The 18,788-nt window shown below is 65.2% G+C and carries 16 protein-coding genes and 1 tRNA gene; 8 read left to right on the top strand and 9 right to left on the bottom strand.

Going from position 1 to position 18,788, the window contains the following annotated elements; translation table 11 throughout:
• The first annotated feature begins 356 nt into the window (after positions 1 to 356).
• A tRNA-Gln gene (locus KIP89_RS13290) sits at positions 357 to 430 on the top strand.
• A gap of 321 nt (positions 431 to 751) precedes the next feature.
• On the opposite strand, the gene KIP89_RS13285 is transcribed toward KIP89_RS13290, so the two are convergent.
• The 6 genes from KIP89_RS13285 to cyoA all read right to left on the bottom strand — a co-directional run bounded on the left by KIP89_RS13285 (position 752) and on the right by cyoA (position 6,287).
• Positions 752 to 994, bottom strand: coding sequence for a hypothetical protein (locus KIP89_RS13285; RefSeq protein WP_213755904.1), 243 nt, complete (start codon positions 992 to 994; stop codon positions 752 to 754).
• A 216-nt stretch (positions 995 to 1,210) separates the two neighbouring features.
• The gene (locus tag KIP89_RS13280; protein WP_213755903.1) at positions 1,211 to 1,936 is read right to left on the bottom strand and encodes an SURF1 family protein; all 726 of its coding nucleotides are present in this window, start codon (positions 1,934 to 1,936) and stop codon (positions 1,211 to 1,213) included.
• Positions 1,937 to 2,001: 65 nt separating this feature from the next.
• Complete coding sequence (cyoD, locus tag KIP89_RS13275; RefSeq protein ID WP_213755902.1) at positions 2,002 to 2,406, bottom strand: cytochrome o ubiquinol oxidase subunit IV; 405 nt, start codon at positions 2,404 to 2,406, stop codon at positions 2,002 to 2,004.
• The gene (gene cyoC / locus KIP89_RS13270; RefSeq protein ID WP_213756022.1) at positions 2,403 to 3,035 is read right to left on the bottom strand and encodes a cytochrome o ubiquinol oxidase subunit III; all 633 of its coding nucleotides are present in this window, start codon (positions 3,033 to 3,035) and stop codon (positions 2,403 to 2,405) included. Before cyoC ends, cyoD begins: the two co-directional genes overlap by 4 nt.
• 11 nt (positions 3,036 to 3,046) lie before the next feature.
• Positions 3,047 to 5,056, bottom strand: coding sequence for a cytochrome o ubiquinol oxidase subunit I (gene cyoB, locus KIP89_RS13265; protein ID WP_213755901.1), 2,010 nt, complete (start codon positions 5,054 to 5,056; stop codon positions 3,047 to 3,049).
• 7 nt (positions 5,057 to 5,063) lie between these two features.
• A complete protein-coding gene (gene cyoA, locus KIP89_RS13260; RefSeq protein ID WP_213755900.1) occupies positions 5,064 to 6,287 on the bottom strand; it encodes a ubiquinol oxidase subunit II in 1,224 nt (407 codons plus the stop codon).
• A 198-nt stretch (positions 6,288 to 6,485) separates the two neighbouring features.
• Here cyoA and KIP89_RS13255 point away from each other — a divergent pair, with 198 nt between their 5' ends.
• The 4 genes from KIP89_RS13255 to KIP89_RS19995 all read left to right on the top strand — a co-directional run bounded on the left by KIP89_RS13255 (position 6,486) and on the right by KIP89_RS19995 (position 11,807).
• A complete protein-coding gene (locus KIP89_RS13255; RefSeq protein ID WP_213755899.1) occupies positions 6,486 to 7,805 on the top strand; it encodes an MFS transporter in 1,320 nt (439 codons plus the stop codon).
• 164 nt (positions 7,806 to 7,969) lie between these two features.
• Positions 7,970 to 9,223, top strand: coding sequence for a Ppx/GppA phosphatase family protein (locus KIP89_RS13250; RefSeq protein ID WP_213755898.1), 1,254 nt, complete (start codon positions 7,970 to 7,972; stop codon positions 9,221 to 9,223).
• 2 nt (positions 9,224 to 9,225) lie between these two features.
• A complete protein-coding gene (locus tag KIP89_RS13245) occupies positions 9,226 to 9,921 on the top strand; it encodes an RlmE family RNA methyltransferase (RefSeq protein ID WP_213755897.1) in 696 nt (231 codons plus the stop codon).
• Between the two features lie 83 nt (positions 9,922 to 10,004).
• Complete coding sequence (locus KIP89_RS19995; RefSeq protein WP_213755896.1) at positions 10,005 to 11,807, top strand: ATP-dependent nuclease; 1,803 nt, start codon at positions 10,005 to 10,007, stop codon at positions 11,805 to 11,807.
• Between the two features lie 112 nt (positions 11,808 to 11,919).
• Here the strand turns inward: KIP89_RS19995 and KIP89_RS13235 are convergent, their stop codons facing one another.
• Genes KIP89_RS13235 through KIP89_RS13225 form a run of 3 tightly spaced genes read right to left on the bottom strand, consistent with a single transcriptional unit; the run spans position 11,920 to position 15,102 of the window.
• Positions 11,920 to 12,648 carry an esterase family protein gene (locus KIP89_RS13235; RefSeq protein ID WP_213755895.1) on the bottom strand — a complete coding sequence of 243 codons (729 nt, stop codon included), beginning with the start codon at positions 12,646 to 12,648 and terminating at the stop codon, positions 11,920 to 11,922.
• Positions 12,645 to 13,610 (bottom strand): acetylxylan esterase, encoded by a 966-nt coding sequence (locus tag KIP89_RS13230; RefSeq protein ID WP_213755894.1) that lies wholly within the window; start codon positions 13,608 to 13,610, stop codon positions 12,645 to 12,647. Before KIP89_RS13230 ends, KIP89_RS13235 begins: the two co-directional genes overlap by 4 nt.
• Positions 13,611 to 13,668: 58 nt before the next feature.
• Entirely contained in the window at positions 13,669 to 15,102 is a 1,434-nt protein-coding gene (locus KIP89_RS13225; protein WP_213755893.1) for a DHA2 family efflux MFS transporter permease subunit, read from the bottom strand.
• A gap of 337 nt (positions 15,103 to 15,439) precedes the next feature.
• Here KIP89_RS13225 and guaB point away from each other — a divergent pair, with 337 nt between their 5' ends.
• The 3 genes from guaB to KIP89_RS13210 are packed head-to-tail and all read left to right on the top strand — an operon-like array spanning position 15,440 to position 18,743.
• The gene (gene guaB / locus KIP89_RS13220; protein WP_213755892.1) at positions 15,440 to 16,930 is read left to right on the top strand and encodes an IMP dehydrogenase; all 1,491 of its coding nucleotides are present in this window, start codon (positions 15,440 to 15,442) and stop codon (positions 16,928 to 16,930) included.
• A gap of 45 nt (positions 16,931 to 16,975) precedes the next feature.
• Positions 16,976 to 17,407: an MAPEG family protein gene (locus tag KIP89_RS13215; RefSeq protein ID WP_213755891.1), complete on the top strand. Its 432-nt coding sequence runs from the start codon at positions 16,976 to 16,978 to the stop codon at positions 17,405 to 17,407.
• Positions 17,408 to 17,417: 10 nt separating this feature from the next.
• Entirely contained in the window at positions 17,418 to 18,743 is a 1,326-nt protein-coding gene (locus tag KIP89_RS13210) for an RsmB/NOP family class I SAM-dependent RNA methyltransferase (RefSeq protein WP_213755890.1), read from the top strand.
• The last annotated feature ends 45 nt before the right edge of the window (positions 18,744 to 18,788 follow it).

Genomic DNA, 18,788 nt, shown 5'->3' with positions numbered 1-18,788 from the left:
TAAAGCGGCCCCTTGGTCAGCTTTGATCAAGCTTCATGTGTGGGGTGCGGGGCGATCTAGCTCAATGAGGTAATATAAAACCTTTTGACGGCACTTGTGTCCGTTTTTCACATCCCCTCCATGCGCGGGAGGCATGTCGTGAGCGCGGGCATGATCGACCAGCCCAAAGGAGGCCGGCGTCGGTGCCCATTTCCACCGGTTTTCACCTCGACGGTGGAAAGCTGTCATGGACGCTGCCAAGGGGGTAGACCGCGCCGATGGGAGGCGCTATAGACCCCGCCACTGCCGCCGACCCGGCGCTTGCGACAAGCAGGCCACCGGAACGGCCCCGAAAAGCGCCGACCTTGGCGCTTCGGTGGGGGATAGTTTAACGGTAGAACTGCGGACTCTGACTCCGTTAGTCCTGGTTCGAATCCAGGTCCCCCAGCCACCTCAAGGTTCTCGATATTTCAATAGCTTAACCGTCGCGGAACCGGCCTGTGCCGGCGGCGAAACTGCGCGCTGTCCGCTGTGCTAGTCACCGAATCCGAACAGCACGATGACGCTGACGCCCACCATCACGACGAGCCACATCGCGCCGTAGATCAGGCGCGGGTCAATGCCGAAATCGAGTAGGGCTGCGGCGGTGGTCATGAGGGAGCCTAACCCAAGGAAGGCAGGGCGTGCAGTAACTTTGAATGCGGGACTTTGAATGCGGGCCGTGTCGGGGCGTGGCTGCCGGGTTGAGAGCGCCTCATGCGGCTACCGGCATTCACATCCGCCTGAAGGCTGTGTTACGGTATGATGGTACGACCCGCAGCGCGAAATCGACCAGCCGGTCTTCGTCCCTCTCGCCCCGGCCGGCGGCTTCGATGAGGGCGGCGGCGAGGCGGGTGCGTCGATCCTGTGCGTCTTCATGGGCCGCGGGGATACCGGCCTGTTGCTCCGCGCGCGTCATGCAACGGCTTAATAATGCAACGGTTTCCGGATCGAAACGGAGAAAGCGCAGCGACATCTCATACTCCGGCCACTCGACGGCGCCCGAGTTCTGGAGCGCCCGCGCTCATGTGGGGCCGAGCCCCGCGACGGCAAGAGGCCCGGAAATCACGTCGTGCAGAGAGAAGGAGGCCGCGACGATCTGCCTGACGATGGGCCCGACGGCGCCTTGTCAGTCGGGAGGTATTAAAGAACCCATTGACGGCGCCGCCGGACGGGCGCGGCCGCTCCGCCGTCAGGGCCGGTTGCCGCCGCGCAGGCGCCAGGCGGCGTAGGCGCTCATGGCGGCGAGGGCGAACCAGGTGAGGGCGTAGACGAGGTGGTTATTGGTGAAACGCACCACCGTCAGCCCGCCGACCGGCGCCCCATCGGGCAGCGGCACGCGTTCGGAATCAACGAAATAGGGCGCGACATCAACGAGTTGGCGCGCTTGGGCGATGGCCTCGACATCGCGCGAATACCAGCGATTGGCGGCCTGGTCGTTGCTGCGCAGGAATCCGCCGCCGGGCTCGGAAAGCCGAAGTAAACCAACGACTTGAGTCTCGCCGGCGATCTGGCCGGCGGCGCGGGAGGCGGGGTCGCGACGCTCGGGAGGGACGAAGCCGCGATTGACCAGCACGATGCGGCCGTCATCCGTCACAAAGGGCGTGAGCACCCAGAAGCCGCCGCCCAGCTCGGTCACGGCCTGCACCAAGGTCTCGCGATCATTGAGGAAATGGCCGTCGAGCCGGACCCGCAGATACTCCATGTCGCCCGGCGAACGGGCCGCCATGAAGGTATCATGAGACGGTATAGGGGCCGGTTCGGCGTGGATTCTGGCCTCCACGCGGGCGATCAGATCGAGCTTCCAGACCAGCCGCTGGATCTGCCAGATGCCCAGCGCGGCGAAGCAGAGTGTCAGTGCAGTGAGGAGGACGATCAGGCCAATGTGTATCAGTGGCGAGCGGTGAGGCGCGGCCATCAGCCGTGCCTCATTATCCCGCGTCGGATCGGTGTCGGGCGCCAGCGGAGGCACCCCGTCGCCGCTCACGGCATCTGCCGCATGTCGTGCACGCTCGGCATCATGTTGGTGTTGAGGTGGTACATGACCCACAGCGAGCCGGCGAGGGTGATCACCACCAGGATGAGGGTGAAGCCGAGCGCCAGCATGGACCAGCCGCCCTCGGTGCGGAAGTTCATGTGCAGGAAATAGATCATGTGCACGACGATCTGCACCACGGCGAAGCCCATGATGGCGAGGGCGGTCGCGGTGGTGCTGCCGAGCACCCCGCTCATCACCAGCCAGAACGGAATCGCGGTGAGGATGACCGAGAGCACGAAGCCGATCATGTAGCCGCGCAGCGAGCCGTGCGGCTCGGCGTGGTCGTCGTGACCGTGGGCGTGGGCGTGATCGTGGCCGTGGTCGGCCGCGGGGGTGGTGTGGGCGCTCATCGCAGCATCCCCATGAGATAGACGAAGGTGAACACGCCGATCCAGACCACGTCGAGGAAATGCCAGAACATGGACAGGCACATCAGGCGGCGCTTGTTGGCGACCACGAGGCCGCGCTGGCCGACCTGCACCATCAGCGTGACCAGCCAGATCAGGCCGAAGGTGACGTGCAGGCCGTGCGTGCCGACCAGGGTGAAGAAGGCGGAGAGGAAGGCGCTGCGCTGCGGCGTCGCGCCTTCCGCGATCATGTGGTGGAACTCGTAGAGCTCGATCGACAGGAAGGCGAGGCCGAACACGGCGGTGACGACGAGCCAGAGCTGCGTCACCTTCACCCGGTCCTTCTCCATTGCCAGCATGGCGAAGCCATAGGTGATGGAGGAGAACAGCAGCATCGAGGTGTTGAGCGCCACCAGTTCGAGGTCGAACAGGTCCTTCGGGCCGGGGCCGGCGGCATAGCTGCCGCCGAGCACGCCGAAGGTGGCGAACAGCACCGCGAAGATGAGGCAGTCGCTCATCAGATAGATCCAGAAGCCCAGCATGGTGCTGTGGCCTTCCGGGTGCGGGTGCTCGTCGACCTCGTAGAAGACGGGCGCCTCGCCGGAGGCGGGGGTCCCGGAGGCCTGGGTCATCGTGGCGCTGCTCATGCGTTCACCTGCGCGAGCTGCCGCGTGCGCTCGTCCTCGGTCCGGGCGACCTCCTCGGCGGGAATGTCGAAGTCGCGGTTGTAGTTGAAGGTGTGGCCGATGGCGGTGCCGATGAGGCCGATGAAGGCCAGCGCGGCGAGCCACCAGATGTACCAGATCAGCGCGAAGCCGAGCACGATGCTGAAGCCGGCGAGGATCGGCCCCGCGCCGGAGCTGCGCGGCATGTGGATCGGCTTGAAGCCGGTCAGCGGGCGGGTATAGCCGCGCTGCTTCATGTCCCACCACGCATCGAGATCATGCACGACGGGGGTGAAGGCGAAGTTGTAGGCCGGCGGCGGCGAGGAGGTCGCCCATTCCAGCGTGCGGGCGTTCCACGGGTCGCCGGTGGTGTCGCGCAGCTGCTCGCGGCGCAGGATCGAGACGCCGATCTGGATCAGGAAGGAGCCGATGCCGCAGGCGATGAGCACGGCACCGAAGCCGGCGATCAGGAACCAGATGTGCAGCGAGGGATCGTCGAACACGCGCAGGCGGCGGGTCACGCCCATCAGGCCGAGCACATAGAGCGGCATGAAGGCGAAGAAGAAGCCGACCACCCAGAACCAGAACGACATCTTGCCCCAGAACGGATCGAGCTTGAAGCCGAACGCCTTGGGCCACCAGAAGGCGATGCCCGCGAACATGCCGAACAGCACGCCGCCGATGATCACATTGTGGAAATGGGCGATCAGGAACAGCGAGTTGTGCAGCACGAAGTCGGCCGGGGGCACGGCGAGCAGCACGCCGGTCATGCCGCCGATCACGAAGATCAGCATGAAGGCGACCGTGTACATCATCGGCAGCTCGAAGCGGATGCGGCCGCGATACATCGTGAACAGCCAGTTGAACATCTTCGCTCCCGTCGGGATCGAGATGATCATGGTGGTGATGCCGAAGAAGGAATTGACGCTGGCGCCCGACCCCATGGTGAAGAAGTGGTGCAGCCAGACGAGGTAGGACAGGATGGTGATGACGACGGTGGCGTAGACCATCGAGGTGTAGCCGAACAGCCGCTTGCCGGAGAATGTCGAGGTGACCTCCGAGAAGATGCCGAAGGCCGGCAGGATCAGGATGTAGACCTCGGGGTGACCCCAGATCCAGATCAGGTTCACGTACATCATCGGGTTGCCCCCGAAGTCGTTCGTGAAGAAGTTGGTGCCGATGTAGCGGTCCGCCGCCAGCAAGGCGAGCACGGCGGTCAGCACCGGGAAGGCGGCGACGATCAGCACGTTGGTGCACAGCGCCGTCCAGGTGAAGACCGGCATCTTCATCAGGGTCATGCCGGGCGCGCGCATCTTGACGATGGTGCAGATCAGGTTGACGCCCGATAGCAGCGTCCCGACACCGGCGATCTGGAGGGCCCAGATGTAATAGTCGACGCCGACATAGGGGCTGTAGCCGATGCCCGAGAGCGGGGGATAGGCCAGCCAGCCGGTCTGCGCGAACTCGCCGACGAACAGCGAGGTCATCACCAGCACGGCGCCCGACACCGTCATCCAGAACGAGAAATTGTTCAGGAAGGGGAAGGAGACGTCGCGCGCGCCGATCTGCAGCGGCACCACGAAGTTCATCAGCCCGGTGACCATGGGCATGGCCACGAAGAAGATCATGATCACGCCATGGGCGGTGAACACCTGATCGTAATGATGCGCCGGCAGGTAGCCGTCGGAGCCGCCAAAGGCCAGGGCCTGCTGGAGGCGCATCATGATGGCGTCGGCGAAGCCGCGCAGCAGCATGATGGTGCCGAGCACCATGTACATGATGCCGATCTTCTTGTGGTCCACGCTGGTGAACCATTCGCGCCAGAGATAGCCCCAGAGCCGGAAATAGGTCAGTGCCCCCAGCACCGCGATGCCGCCCAGGGCGACGACGGCGAAGGTCGCGACCAGAATCGGCTCGTGATAGGGGATGGCCTCAAGGGTCAGCCGGCCGAACAGGAAGCTCGGCTCGATGGTGGGTGATGCGCTCATGATGCCGTCAGGAGTTTGAGGGCCGGCGCGGGCCCGGAAGGGCCTCGCTCGCGGGCAGGCTGATCGGGGAGAGGGCGGACGCGCCGGCGGCGGGAAGGCCGGTCGCGGAAAGGCCTGGCACGGGAAGGCCGGCGCCGAGCACCGGCGCGAGATCGCTTACCGGGGCGCGCGCACGGGCGGCGCTGGACAGGGTGAGCAGGCGCGAGGCCTCCTCCGGCGTGCACACGCCGGCCACATAGGAGGGCGCCCCGCCGAGCACGGTGCCGCGGCGCGAATGCTTGTCATAGGTCAGCGGCAGCGTGTTGGCGGCCGCGCTCTCGATGCCCATGCCGCCCTTGGCGTCGATCGCCATCATCTCGCTCATGCACATCTTGCCGTCCTCGACGCACATGTTGAGGATGGCGTCGAACAAAGCCGGGTCGACCGCCGAGTACTGGCGCGCCGGCACGTTCTGGCTGGGCTTTTCGAGTTCGAGATAGGCGGCGCGGGTGAGGGCGTCCGGCGCCTGCTTGGCCTGCGCGACCCACGCATCGAAATCTGCCTCGGGCAGGCCACGGAAGCGGAAGAACATGCCGGAGAAGCCGGCGCCGCTGTAATTGGCCGAGAAGCCGCGCGATTCCACCGGGCTGTTGGCGATGGCGTGCAGCTCCGTGTGCATTCCCGGCATGGCGTAGATCATGCCCGCCAGCGTCGGCACGTAGAAGGCGTTCATCACCGAGGAGGAGGTGATGCGGAAGCGGATCGGCCGGCCGACCGGTGCGGCGAGATCATTGACCGTGGCGATGCCCTGCTCGGGATAGATGAACAGCCATTTCCAGTCGAGCGCGACCACCTCGACATCGAGCGGCGTCATCTCCGCCGGCACCGCCGTGTCGGCGGAGATGCGGTCCAGCGGGCGGTACGGATCGAGCAGATGGGTGCCCATCCAGGTCAGCGCGCCCAGGCAGATGATGATGAGCAGCGGCGCCGACCAGATCACCAGCTCCATCTGGGTGGAGTGGCTCCATTCCGGCTCATAGGGCGCATCGGTGTTCGAGGCCCGGTATTTCCAGGCGAAGAACGCCGTCAGCGCCATCACCGGAATGATGATCAGCAGCATCAGCAGCGTGGACACCACCAGCAGGTCTCGCTGCTGTGCAGCGATATCCCCGGTGGGGGCCAGCACGACGAAGTTGCAGCCGCCCAGACAGGCGACCAGTGGCAGCAGTGCTATGAGACGAAGGCAACGCAACGTAATGTATACCTGTGGAGGTTCCGCTCTTGGCGCTAATAGCTGCATCGCAGCAATTCCAATATCAAGCAGAATGTGCAATGTCGAAGTGTCGCATCCCGGCCTTTCGATAACGGTGCTAACCGTGCCGTGCGATGCCGAAAGGCCGGCTGTGGCGCAGCAGTATAAATTAAATCTATTCCATTTCGGTGCAGATCTATGACGAGTCCAACCACGACGCTTGAGCGCGACGCCCGGCAGATCAATGCTCATGACGGTGAGGTCCGCCCCGGTGAGATCGCCGTCGGCGTGGTTATCGGCCGCGCCTCCGAGTTCTTCGATTTCTTCGTCTATGCCATCGCCTCCGTGGTGGTGTTTCCCAAGCTGGTCTTCCCCTTCGTCGACCCGCTCACCGGGACGATCTATTCCTTCGCGATCTTTGCCCTCGCCTTCATCGCCCGCCCGATCGGCACCACGCTGTTCATGGCGATCGACCGCCATCACGGGCGCGGCGCCAAGCTGGCGGCGGCGCTGTTCCTGCTCGGCACCTCGACCGTGCTGATCGCCTTCCTGCCGGCCTATGACACGATCGGCGTCGCCGCGATCTGGCTGCTGGCGGGGCTGCGCATCGGCCAGGGCCTCGCCTGGGGCGGGACCTGGGACGGCCTCGCGCCGCTGCTGGCGATGCGGGCGCCGGAGAGCCGGCGCGGCTGGTACGCCATGCTGCCGCAGCTCGGCGCGCCGATCGGCCTGATCATCGCCAGCGCGCTGTTCGCCTTCTTCCTCGGCAATCTCTCCGCCGCCGACTTCTTCGAATGGGGCTGGCGCTACCCGTTCTTCGTCGCCTTCGCGATCAACGTGGTGGCGATGTTCGCGCGGCTGCGCATGGCGGTGACGCCGGAATATGTGAAGCTGTTCGAGAGCGGCGACCTGGAGCCGCAAAAGATCAGCGAGACGCTGCGGGTCGAGGGCAAGGGCATTCTGGTCGGCGCCTTCGCCCCGCTCGCCACCTTCGCGCTGTTCCACATGGTGACGGTGTTCCCGCTCTCCTGGGTGTTCCTGTTCACCGCCGAGCGCCCGACCCGCTTCCTGCTGATCGAGGCGGTGGCGGCGTTCTTCGGTCTGGCGGCGGTGTTCGTCTCCGGCATGCTGGCCGACAAGGTCGGGCGGCGCACGCTGCTCGGCGGTTCGGCGGTGGCGATCGCCGCCTTCTCCGGCTTCGCGCCGCAATTGCTGGCGGGCGGGGTGGTCGGCGAATCCATCTATATGGTGCTGTCCTTCGTGCTGCTCGGCCTGTCCTTCGGCCAGTCCTCCGGCGTCGTCGCCTCGACCTTCAGCCGCAAATACCGCTACACCGCCTCGGCGCTAACCAATGATCTGGCCTGGCTGTTCGGCGCCGGCTTCGCCCCGCTCGCCGCGCTGCTGCTGTCCAGCCATTTCGGGCTGATCGCCTCGGGCGGCTATCTGCTCTCCGGCGCGGTCTGCACCCTCTTGGCGCTGCGCTTCAACCGCCGGCTGGAAATGGCCACCGGCGGCTGAAACCGGCCGCCCCGCATGCCCTCCCGGTCCTCCCCGGCGCCGGGCGGGCAGTAAGCCGTTTGCGCCGGCGCGCGCGAATGCTACATTTCCCGTAACATCGAAACACAAGGCCGGTGTGCCGCCCCTGCGGCGCGCGGGCCGACGGCTTCGGCCGGGGAATCAAAATGGTCGACGAGACCCAGACGCGGGCAGGTTCCGCGCCGGCCGAGAGGTCGTCGCGCCCCGATTCGGCGCGCCCGGAAAACGGGCGTGGCGATTCCGCGCGGCCCTGTTCCGGCCCCGAGACGCCCCGCGGGCGCGAAGAGGCGCCCCGCGCGCGCGACGAGCATCGCGGCCGCGAGGACGGGCGGCGCCGCGAGGGGGCGAGCGCGCATCATCATTCCAGCCACCTCTCCCATAACCGTCCCGGCGAGGGCGGGCGCTCGCGCTTTCACGACCAGTCCTATGCCGCGCTCGACCTCGGCACCAATAATTGCCGCCTGCTGATCGCCCGCCCGACCGCCTCCGGCTTTCGCGTGGTGGACGCCTTCTCGCGCATCGTGCGGCTCGGCGAGGGGCTGATCGGCACCGGACGGCTGGGCGAGGCGGCGATGACCCGGGCGGTCGACGCGCTCGCCGTCTGCGCCGCCAAGATCAACGCCCGCCGCATCGCCGGCGGCCGGCTGATCGCGACCGAGGCCTGCCGCTCGGCGGCCAATGGCGCCGAATTCATCGACCGCGTCGCCCGCGAGACCGGGCTGGAGCTGGAAATCGTCGACCGCGAGACCGAGGCGCGCCTCGCCGCCGCCGGCTGCACGCCGCTGGTCGACCCGCATTCGGACGGCGCCGTGCTGTTCGACATTGGCGGCGGCTCGACCGAAGTGGTCTGGCTCGACCGGGTGGAGACCTGCGACGGCGGCCCGCCCGCCGCCATCATCCGCGCCTGGGTGTCGGTGCCGCTCGGCGTCGTCACCGTGGCCGAGCGCCATGGCGGGGTGAAGGTCACGCCTGATGATTTCGAGGCCATGGTGCAGGAGTTCCGCCCGCATCTCGACGCCTTCGTCGCCGCCGTCGGCCCGCATAATTGCGGAAGGCTGCATCTGCTCGGCACCTCCGGCACGGTGACCACCATCGCCGGCGTGCATCTCGATCTGCCGCGCTATGACCGCTCGCAGGTCGACGGCACCTGGCTGGTGGCCGAACAGGTGCGCGTGGTGGTGGACCGGCTGCTCGCCATGCCGTTCGCCGAACGCGCCGCCAATCCGTGCATCGGCATCGAGCGGGCCGATCTCGTGCTCGCCGGCTGCGCCATTCTCGAAGCGGTGCGCCGCGCCTTCCCCTGTGATCGCCTGCGCGTGGCCGACCGTGGCCTGCGCGAGGGCATTCTCGTCGAACTGATGCGCGCCGACGGTGTCTGGCGCGACAATCCCGGAGCCTGAACGTGATCGACAAGCCGGAAGCCGGCAAGGGCGGCGAGGCGCGCCCGCTGAAGGTGCGCCTGAAGAAGGCCCGCAAGCTCTCCTCCTCCTCGCAGAAATGGCTGCAGCGCCAGCTCAACGACCCCTATGTGGCGCGCGCCAAGCGCGAGGGCTGGCGCTCGCGCGCCGCCTTCAAGCTGATCGAGATCGACGACAAGGTGAAGATCCTGAAGCCCGGCATGCGGGTGGTCGATCTCGGCGCCGCGCCCGGCGGCTGGAGCCAGGTGGCGGCCCAGCGCATCGGGCTGGAGAACGGGCGCGGGCGCATCGTCGCCATCGACCTCCTGGAGATCGACCCGATCGCCGGCGTCGACTTCGCGCAGATGGACTTCCTCAAGGACGACGCGCCCGAGGCGCTGAAAGCCATGCTCGGCGGGTCGGCCGATCTCGTCATGTCCGACATGGCCGCCAACACCACCGGCCACCGACCGACCGACCATCTGCGCATCGTCGGCCTCGTCGAACTCGCCATCGACTTCGCCCGCCAGGTGCTGGCCCCGAACGGCGCCTTCATCGCCAAGGTGTTTCAGGGCGGCACCGAAGGCACGCTGCTGACCGCGCTGAAGCGCGACTTCACCACCGTCCGCCACGTCAAACCCCAAGCGAGCCGCGCGGATTCGGCCGAGCTTTATGTGGTGGCGACGGGGTTTAGGGGGTGAGGGGGTAACTTGTCCGTATCTATCCTTGCTGATACTGTCGATAGTGTTGTTTATCCTGATGCCTTCCAAGTTTCGGGAATCAAATGAAGATAAAATCCATTCGTATTCGGAATTATAAATGCTTTTCGGATTCCGGATTTGTCAATCTAAGTGGCTCTTGGAATATAATCGTAGGAAGAAATAATGTAGGTAAGACGTCATTCGTGGAGTCGTTTAGGCTTTCGAGGACAAAGAATAAGCCTCATAGAAGTATAGATACTCCAAGAGGTAGAGTCAATTCATCTGGCTCCTATTTTGATGTGCGGCTTGATGTAGGTGTTGATTTAATTAGGGAGTTCTTCGAGTATTCGCCAGAAGATTTTTATCTACCGTATGCTCCTCAACCGGAGGCGGGCGGTTCGAGCATTGAGCCGTCGCGGTTCTGGGAGATGGGCGCTATATCTGTGGACTTGTTATTCTCGCCCGGCGCCCTTGCGAGCTCAGCTTGGCCATCGCATGGTCTGTTCGAAGCCAGTCGGCCTGGCGGGTTGTGTGCTGTTTACGAGAATTCCCAAGGTACAAAAGACCTATCTGATTGGCGCGTTCAAAATACCTCTATGGATAGTATACCGTTTGCTATAGATTATATGTTTCCGTCTAGAATTTATGTCTTTGACGATAAAAGGTCTGCGAGAGGAGAGTATATATACAGGGATTCATCTAAGCTTGAGCCAGACGCTAGTAATTTGGCTGTAGTTTTATCTAAGATGTCTGCGAATATTGACTTATTTGCAGAGTTTAATAGAAATTTAAGTGAGATAATAGATGGGATTAGGGGTGTATCTGTTACGCCGAGGAATGATGAATTTCAGATATTGATCTGGGGTGTCGATCCTTCGACCCGTCGTGATGATCTTGCGGTTCCGCTTAGCGAGTGCGGGGCGGGGGTTGGCCAGGTGCTCTCAATTCTGTATGTGGCTATGACTCTTCCTCCCGGGGTAATAGTTATTGATGAGCCTAATAGTTTTCTTAATTCAGGCGCATCAAAGAAGTTAATTAACGTATTGAAGAGGTATAGTCAGCACCAGTATATTGTGTCGACGCATGCGCCGGAGGTTATAGCGGCGGCGCAGCCCGCAAATCTTCATTTAATTACGAACGATGGAAATGTGGCGTCGGTGAAGACATTTGGCGACGCTGAAGTGAACGATAAGCGTCTCATTTTGGCGGAAATAGGTGTGTCGCTTTCGGATGTTCTGAGTGCAGAGCGTGTCATATGGGTGGAGGGCGTGACCGAGCGCGAATGCTTTGATTTTATTTTGAATACCCAGCTTGGGGGGCCAATTGCAGGTGTATCGTTCCTTGCATTAAGGAATACTGGCGATTTAACTGGAAAACAGGCGGAAGCGGCTTTAGATATATATAACTCAATAACTCGCGGTGGATCAATTATGCCGCTGTCCGTCGTTTTTTCTTTTGATAGCGAGGGGAAAACGGCTGATACAATGAGTGAAATAAAGCGTCGACTCGGCGGGAAAGTCCGGTTTCTTGAGAGGAGGATGACCGAGAATTACTTTCTTAATCCGGATGCGATTGCCAAAGTTCTCAATAAATACGGCGAGGTGGATGTAACGGCAGAGGTGATTCAAAGTTTGTTGCGTGAGTGCTCTCACCGTCGAGTTCCGCCGAATTTTTCAGGCGAATTTGGTACAGGCGAGTTTCTGAAGGTCGTAGATGGAGCGAACCTCCTTGTAGATATATTCCATCGGGCATCTAATAGTATACACGCATATAGGAAAGTTGTCGATGGCGTCGAGCTTCTTAAAGTAATTCTTAGTGATCACCGCGATTCTGTCGTTGAGTTGATAGATTTCGTCGATGCCTTGGTGCGGACGGAGAATGGCTAAGTATATTTTCACTACGCGGTGCTGCTCAGATCGTGCTGCAATTGACGTGTCAGCGCGCCTTTATTCGTGACTAGGCGATTTGTGTGTCCGCCACCGGCATTCAAGACTTACCTCACACATACAGCGGCGCCATCTGTCGCCAGGCGCCGGCGCGGTGGGCGCGGCCGTTCCAGATGTGCAGGCGGTGATCGACGCCCTTGTCCGCCAGAAGCCCGCTGAGGCGCCGGTTATTGTCGAGGAACGGGTCGGCGTCGCCAATGGTCATGACGATGTCGAGCCGGCGCAGCCCCTCCAGCCGCCACGGGCAGGCGAGGTTGGGCAGGAAATGCAGCGGCGTGTGGAAATAGATGGTCTCGTCGTAATAGCCCTCGAACAGATCGCCGAAACATTCAACCTTCTGGCTCAGATCGTAGCGGCCGGAGAAGGCGACCAGCTTGCGGAAGCGGTGCGGGTGGCGGAAGGCGAGGCTGGCGGCCTGGAAGGCGCCGAGGCTGCAGCCCATCGAGATGGTGCACTCATGCGGGTTGAGCGCGTCCATCAGCGGCATCACCTCATGCAGCACATAGTCTTCCAGCGCCGCATGGCGGGCGATGCGCGCGGCCGGCGGGCGGGCGGCATCATAGAAGCTCTCGCGCGCCAGACCCTCGATGCAGAACAGCTGGAGCTGGCCGGCCCGCACCTTGTCGGCGAGGCTGTCGACGACGCGCAGATCCTCATATTCGAAGAACCGGCCCTCCCGCGTGGGGAACATGAGCACTTTCGCGCCCGCATGGCCGAACACCAGCAGCTCCATCTCGCGTTGGAGCCGCGAACTGTACCAGCGCCGATAGTCCCGCTTCATGATGTGTCGAAGAACCGTCTGAGCTTTTCCCGGAGCAGCGCGTGCTGCGCGCCCTCGCCGGGATAATCGACATGTCCCGCATCCAGAATGACGGTCTCGTGTCGGTTTGATGTAGTGCCGGCATTGGCCACCGAGAACTGGCAGGGCGGCGCCACCGCCGGATCGAACCGCGCCGCCGCGACCAGCAGCGGGACGTCGATGCGGGTCGCCGCGCTCGCCGCGTCGAACAGAGCGAGCGTGTCCGCCACCGGGCCGTGCGTCGCCTGATAGGCCTGCACCGCCCGCGCGCTGCCGAGGCTCGGCAGGGTGAGCCAGAGCGGCATGTTGCCGAAGGTCGGCACGTTCAGATGGGCGCGCGCGATCCGCGTCTCGAAGGCCAGCGCCAGCGCCCCGAGCCCGCCGGAAAAGCTGACGCCCATATAGCCGATGCGCCCCTTCAGCGTCGGGAACAGCGCGAGCAGGGCCGAGACCGCGAGCCAGATATCCTCGACGCAGCCGCCGAGAATGTACCGCTCCGGCTTGTCGATATTATCAAGCACATGGAAGGCGGGATCGTCCGAGATCGGCGGGCGCCGGCTGCGCGAGAGGCCGCGCAGGCAGGGAAACAGCACCGCCGCATCACGCAGTGGCAGATCGAGATCCGGCCCGGTGCGCCCGCCATAGCCATGGCCGACAATGACGCCCCGCGTCACCGTCCCGGATTTCGGCAGCAGCAGCCAGCCGCCGATCGGGAAGTCGTCGGTCGAGACATAAGCGAGGTCGTAGACCTGCCAGGAGGGATGGCGCAGCGCGCTGCGGGTGAGCCGCGGGACGGGATCGCGCGCCAGCGCCCGCTCATAGCGCGGCTGCCAGAAGGCGTCGAAACCCGGCGCCAGCGGGGGCGGGCGCAGCATGGCCAGCCCGGCAAGGTCGAAGCCATGGGTCGGATCGAAGGCGTAGGTCTGGGCGGTCGGCATCGGCATGAGGCGCAAGAATCCTGACGTAAGCCGCCAGATTAGCCGGAGAGCGCCGACAAATCCCTTACCCCGCGCTCCCCATCTCGCCGGGCGACTCGGGCATCTGCGCCGGCTTGACCTTGCGCTGGGCAAGCTCGGCGCCGGCATTGGCCGGCAGGCGGATGAAGAAGAACACCGAGCACACCGCGATCGCGCCGACCACCAGGAAGGCGACGCTGAAATCGTCGAGCGTGAGGTGCATCCGCCCGTGAAAGGCGCGCATGCCGTCGATCACCAGCGCGGCCACCGCGACGCCGGTGGAGATCGCCACCTGCTGGGCGACGCTGGCGAAGCTGGTCGCCCGGCTCATCGCCTCGGCCGGCACGTCGGCATAGGACAGCGCGTTGGTACTGGTGAATTGCAGCGAGCGGAAGAAGCCGCCGAGCAGCAGCGCCCCCATCAGCACCAGATGCGGCGTCGACGGGGTGAACAAGGCGGCCACCGCGATGAAGGCCGAGGCGATGAAGCAGTTGACGATCAGCACCCGGCGGAAGCCGAAGGCACGGATGATCGGTGCGGCCGAGAACTTCATCGTCATCGCCCCCGCCGCCGAGACGAAGGTGATCAGCCCGGAGGCGAAGGGCGACATGCCGAAGCCGAGCTGGAGCATTAAGGGCAGCAGAAAGGGCATGGCGCCGATGCCGATACGGAACAGCGAGGCGCCGACCACGCCGGCGAAGAAGGTCGGGATGCGCAGCAGCGTCAGGTCGAGGATCGGGCGCTCGGTGCGGCGCGCATGGCGCACATAGAAGCTCATCGCCACCGCGCCGACGACGATGATGCCGAACGCGATCCTCGGGTCGACCGCGTGCTGGCCGAGCAGGGCGAAGCCGAAGACCAGGCCGGCCAGCCCGACGCCCGAGAGCATCATGCCCCTGAAATCGAAGGGCGGCACGTCCGGCTCGCGAATGTCGGGAATGAAGCGCGAGGCCAGCGCCACGCCGACCATGCCGATCGGGATGTTGAGGAAGAAGATGTAGCGCCAGTCGAAATAGGTGGTGATGAAGCCGCCGAGCGGCGGGCCGAACACCGGCCCGAGCAGCGCCGGCACGGTGAGCCAGGCGAGCGCGGAGACGAGTTCATCCTTCGGCACGGTGCGCAGGATGACCAGCCGCCCCACCGGCACCATCATCGCCCCGCCCATGCCCTGGATGATGCGGTAGATCACGAAGTCCGGCAGTGACTGCGCGAGGCCGCACAAGAGCGAGCCGAAGGTGAAGACGATGATCGCCGCGCGGAACACGGTGCGCGAGCCGAATCGGTCGGCGAACCAGCCGCTGGCCGGGATGAACACGGCGAGGCTGAGCAGATAGGAGGTCAGCGCCAGCTTGAGCGCGATCGGGTCCTCGTTGAGATCCCTGGCGATGGCCGGCAGCGAGGTGGCGAGCACGGTCGAATCGAGCTGCTCCATGAACAGAGCGCAGGCGACGATGAGCGGGACGAGACGTTCGATGCGCACGAGGCAGATCCGATGCGGCGGGAGGGGCCGGGCGGTATGGCAAAGCGGGTGTTCCTCGCCCATATATCGCCCACGACCCAGTCCGGCGAGGGGATCACCCGACGTCATCGGGCCATCACGATAGGGTGAGAGGTGAGGGCGCCAGCGTCGCCCTTGCCGGCGCGTATCGGCATTGCGTGCGGCACAGAGCTAGTGCCTAGGAAAGCGGTGCGGGCCATGGTATGAGCCCTCGCCAACTCACTAGGGGAGCGGCCGGATCCCGGCGCGCTCCCTTTGTACATTTCATCCATAGGGCCGGCGCCGTCTTCGCGTCGTGTGCCCCAACCGGGAGTTGGCGATGTCGGTGTTTGACGGCCTCGCGCGGGAAGCGCTTACGTTCGACGACGTTCTGCTGAAGCCGGGCCTTTCGGACGTGATGCCGGGCCAGGTCGATATCCGCTCGCGCGTCACCCGCACCATCTCGCTCAACATTCCGATCCTGTCCTCGGCCATGGACACCGTGACCGAATGGCGCCTCGCCATCGCCATGGCGCAGGCCGGCGGCCTCGGCGTCATCCACCGCAACCTCGAACCCGAGGTGCAGGCCGAGCATGTGCGCCTCGTGAAGAAGTACGAGAGCGGCATGGTGGTGAACCCCGTCACCATCCATCCCGACCAGCCGCTGGCCGACGCGCTGGCGCTGATGAAGAATCACAGCATTTCCGGCATTCCGGTGGTCGAGCGCGGCCCGAACGGGCGCGGCGGCAAGCTGGTGGGCATCCTCACCAACCGCGATGTGCGCTTCGCCACCAATCCCGAGCAGCCCATCGCCGAGCTGATGACCAAGGAGCGGCTGATCACCGTGCGCGAGGGCGTCGAGCAGGCCGAGGCCAAGCGCCTGCTGCACACGCACCGCATCGAGAAGCTGCTGGTGGTGGACGATGAGGGTCGCTGTGTCGGCCTGATCACCGTCAAGGACATGGAAAAGGCCGTCACCAACCCGCACGCCTGCAAGGACGAGCAGGGCCGCCTGCGCGTCGCCGCCGCCACCACGGTGGGCGAGGACGGCTATCGCCGCGCCGAGCTGCTGGTCGAGGCCGGCGTCGATCTCGTCGTGGTCGACACCGCGCACGGCCATTCGCGCAAGGTGCTGGACCAGGTGAGCCGCATCAAGCAGCTCTCCAACAAGGTGCAGATCCTCGCCGGCAACGTCGCCACGGGCGACGGCACGCAGGCGCTGATCGACGCCGGCGCGGATGCGGTCAAGGTCGGCATCGGGCCGGGCTCGATCTGCACCACCCGCATCGTCGCGGGCGTGGGCGTACCCCAGCTCACGGCCATTCTCGACGCGGTGGAAGTCGGCCGTCGCAACGACACGCCGGTGATCGCCGATGGCGGCATCAAGTTCTCGGGCGATCTCGCCAAGGCGCTGGCCGCCGGCGCGGAATGCGCCATGATCGGCTCGCTGCTCGCCGGCACCGACGAGAGCCCGGGCGAGGTCTACCTCTATCAGGGCCGGTCCTATAAGTCGTATCGCGGCATGGGCTCGGTGGGCGCCATGGCGCGCGGCTCGGCCGACCGCTATTTCCAGGCCGAGGTGAAGGACACGCTGAAGCTCGTGCCGGAAGGCATTGAGGGGCAGGTGCCCTATAAGGGCCCGGTTTCGGGCGTGCTGCACCAGCTCGCCGGCGGCCTGCGCGCCGCCATGGGCTATGTCGGCGGCGGCACGCTGGAGGAGTTCCGCGAGAAGGCGACGTTCGTGCGCATCTCCGGCGCCAGCCTGCGGGAGAGCCACGTGCACGACGTCATCATCACCCGCGAGAGCCCGAATTATCCGTCGGGGGCGTGAGGCCCCCGCGGAACGTCGCTTCCGCCTGAACAGGGATGCCACCACGTGACCATTCCCGCCATTCTGCTGCCGGTCTTCGTGCAGGTCGCGCTCACCTTCGCCGTGCTGTTCCGGCTGGGGGCGGTGCGCCTGCGCGCGGTAAAGGCGGGCAGCGTCGAGCGGGAGCGCGTGCTGATCGACGACAGCGGCTGGCCGGCGCAGGTGCGGCAGGCCAGCAACTGCTTCCGCAACCAGTTCGAGGTGCCGGTGCTGTTCTATGCGCTGGTCGCCTTCGCGCTGGTCACGCGGCAGGCGGACGGGCTGTTCGTGGTGCTGTCCTGGGTTTTCGTTCTCTCCCGCATCGTCCATGCCGTCGTGCATGTGACCAGCAACGCGCTGAGCATCCGCTTCCCCGCCTATATGGTGGGCGTGGTCGTGCTCATGCTGATGTGGATCCTTTTCGCGCTGGCGATCCTGTTCGCGCCGGCCATGCCGTGACGGAGCTTACATGACACCGGCAGCCCGGCTTTCCGCCGCCATCGAGGTGATCGGCACCATCCTCGCCGAACGCCGCCCGGCCGCCGACGTGTTGAAGGACTGGGGCCGCGCCCACCGCTTCGCCGGCTCGGGCGACCGCGCCGCGCTCTCTTCGCTGGTCTATGACGCGCTGCGCCGCCGCGCCTCCGCCGCCTTCCTGATGGGCGAGACACTGGGCGAGGAGACGCCGCGCGCGCTCATTCTCGGCATGCTCCGGCTCGGCCGCGGCATGGAGGCGGACGCCATCGCCGCTCTGTGCGACGGGTCGCGCTTCGCCCCCGCACCGCTGACCGAGGCCGAGCGCGCCCGCCTCACCGACGCCACGCTCGATGACGCACCTGCCCATGTGCGCGGCGATTACCCGGAATGGCTCGACGCGCCGCTTGAAGCCGTGTTCGGCGAGGCGCGCGATGCCGAGGGCGCGGCGCTGGCCGATCGCGCCCCGCTCGACCTGCGGGTCAATTCGCTGAAGGGCGGCATCGACAAGGCGCAGCAGCAGCTTGAACATCTCTCGGTGACGCCCGGCGCGTGGTCGCCGCTCACCCTGCGCATCGCGCTGGAGGCGGATGGCAAGGCGCCCCCGCTCACCGTCGAGCCGGCCTATCTCAAGGGGCTGGTCGAGATCCAGGACGAGGGCTCGCAGATCGCCGCCATTCTCGCCGCCCCGCCGCGCGGCGGGCAGGTGCTGGACATCTGCGCCGGCGGTGGCGGCAAGACGCTGGAACTCGCCGCGCTGATGGACAATGCCGGCCAGCTCTACGCCTATGACGACGATCTGCGCCGCCTCGCGCCGATCCATGAGCGCATCCAGCGCGCCGGCATCCATAATGTGCAGGTCCGCTCGCCCAAGGGCCGCGGCCCGGCGCGCGCCGACGTGCTGGCCGATCTGGAATCCCGCATGGACCTCGTGCTGGTCGACGCGCCCTGCACCGGCACCGGCACCTGGCGCCGCAACCCCGACGCCAAATGGCGCATGCGGCCGGGCGCACTGGCCGAGCGGGTGAAGGAGCAGGCGGAAATCCTCGACGATGCCGCGCGCTTCGTGAAGCCCGGCGGGCGGCTCGCCTATGTCACCTGCTCGCTGCTGGACGAGGAGAATGTCGCGCAGATCCGCGCCTTCACCGCGCGCCACCCCGCCTTCCGCGTCATCCCGCCGGCCGAGACCGTGCTGGCGCTGGGCGAGCGCGGGCTGGCGCTGGCGGAAGCCGCGCTGATGCGCCCGGAAGGCATTCTGCTGACACCGCGCCGCACCGGAACCGACGGTTTCTTCGTCGCCATCATGGTGCGCGACGCCTGAGCCGGATATGAACGCAACCTGCCGAACGAGCGGACAGAGATCGAC

Origin of the sequence: Ancylobacter radicis (assembly GCF_018449475.1) — a bacterium.
GTDB lineage: Bacteria > Pseudomonadota > Alphaproteobacteria > Rhizobiales > Xanthobacteraceae > Ancylobacter > Ancylobacter radicis.
This window is presented reverse-complemented; position numbering and strand designations above follow the sequence as displayed.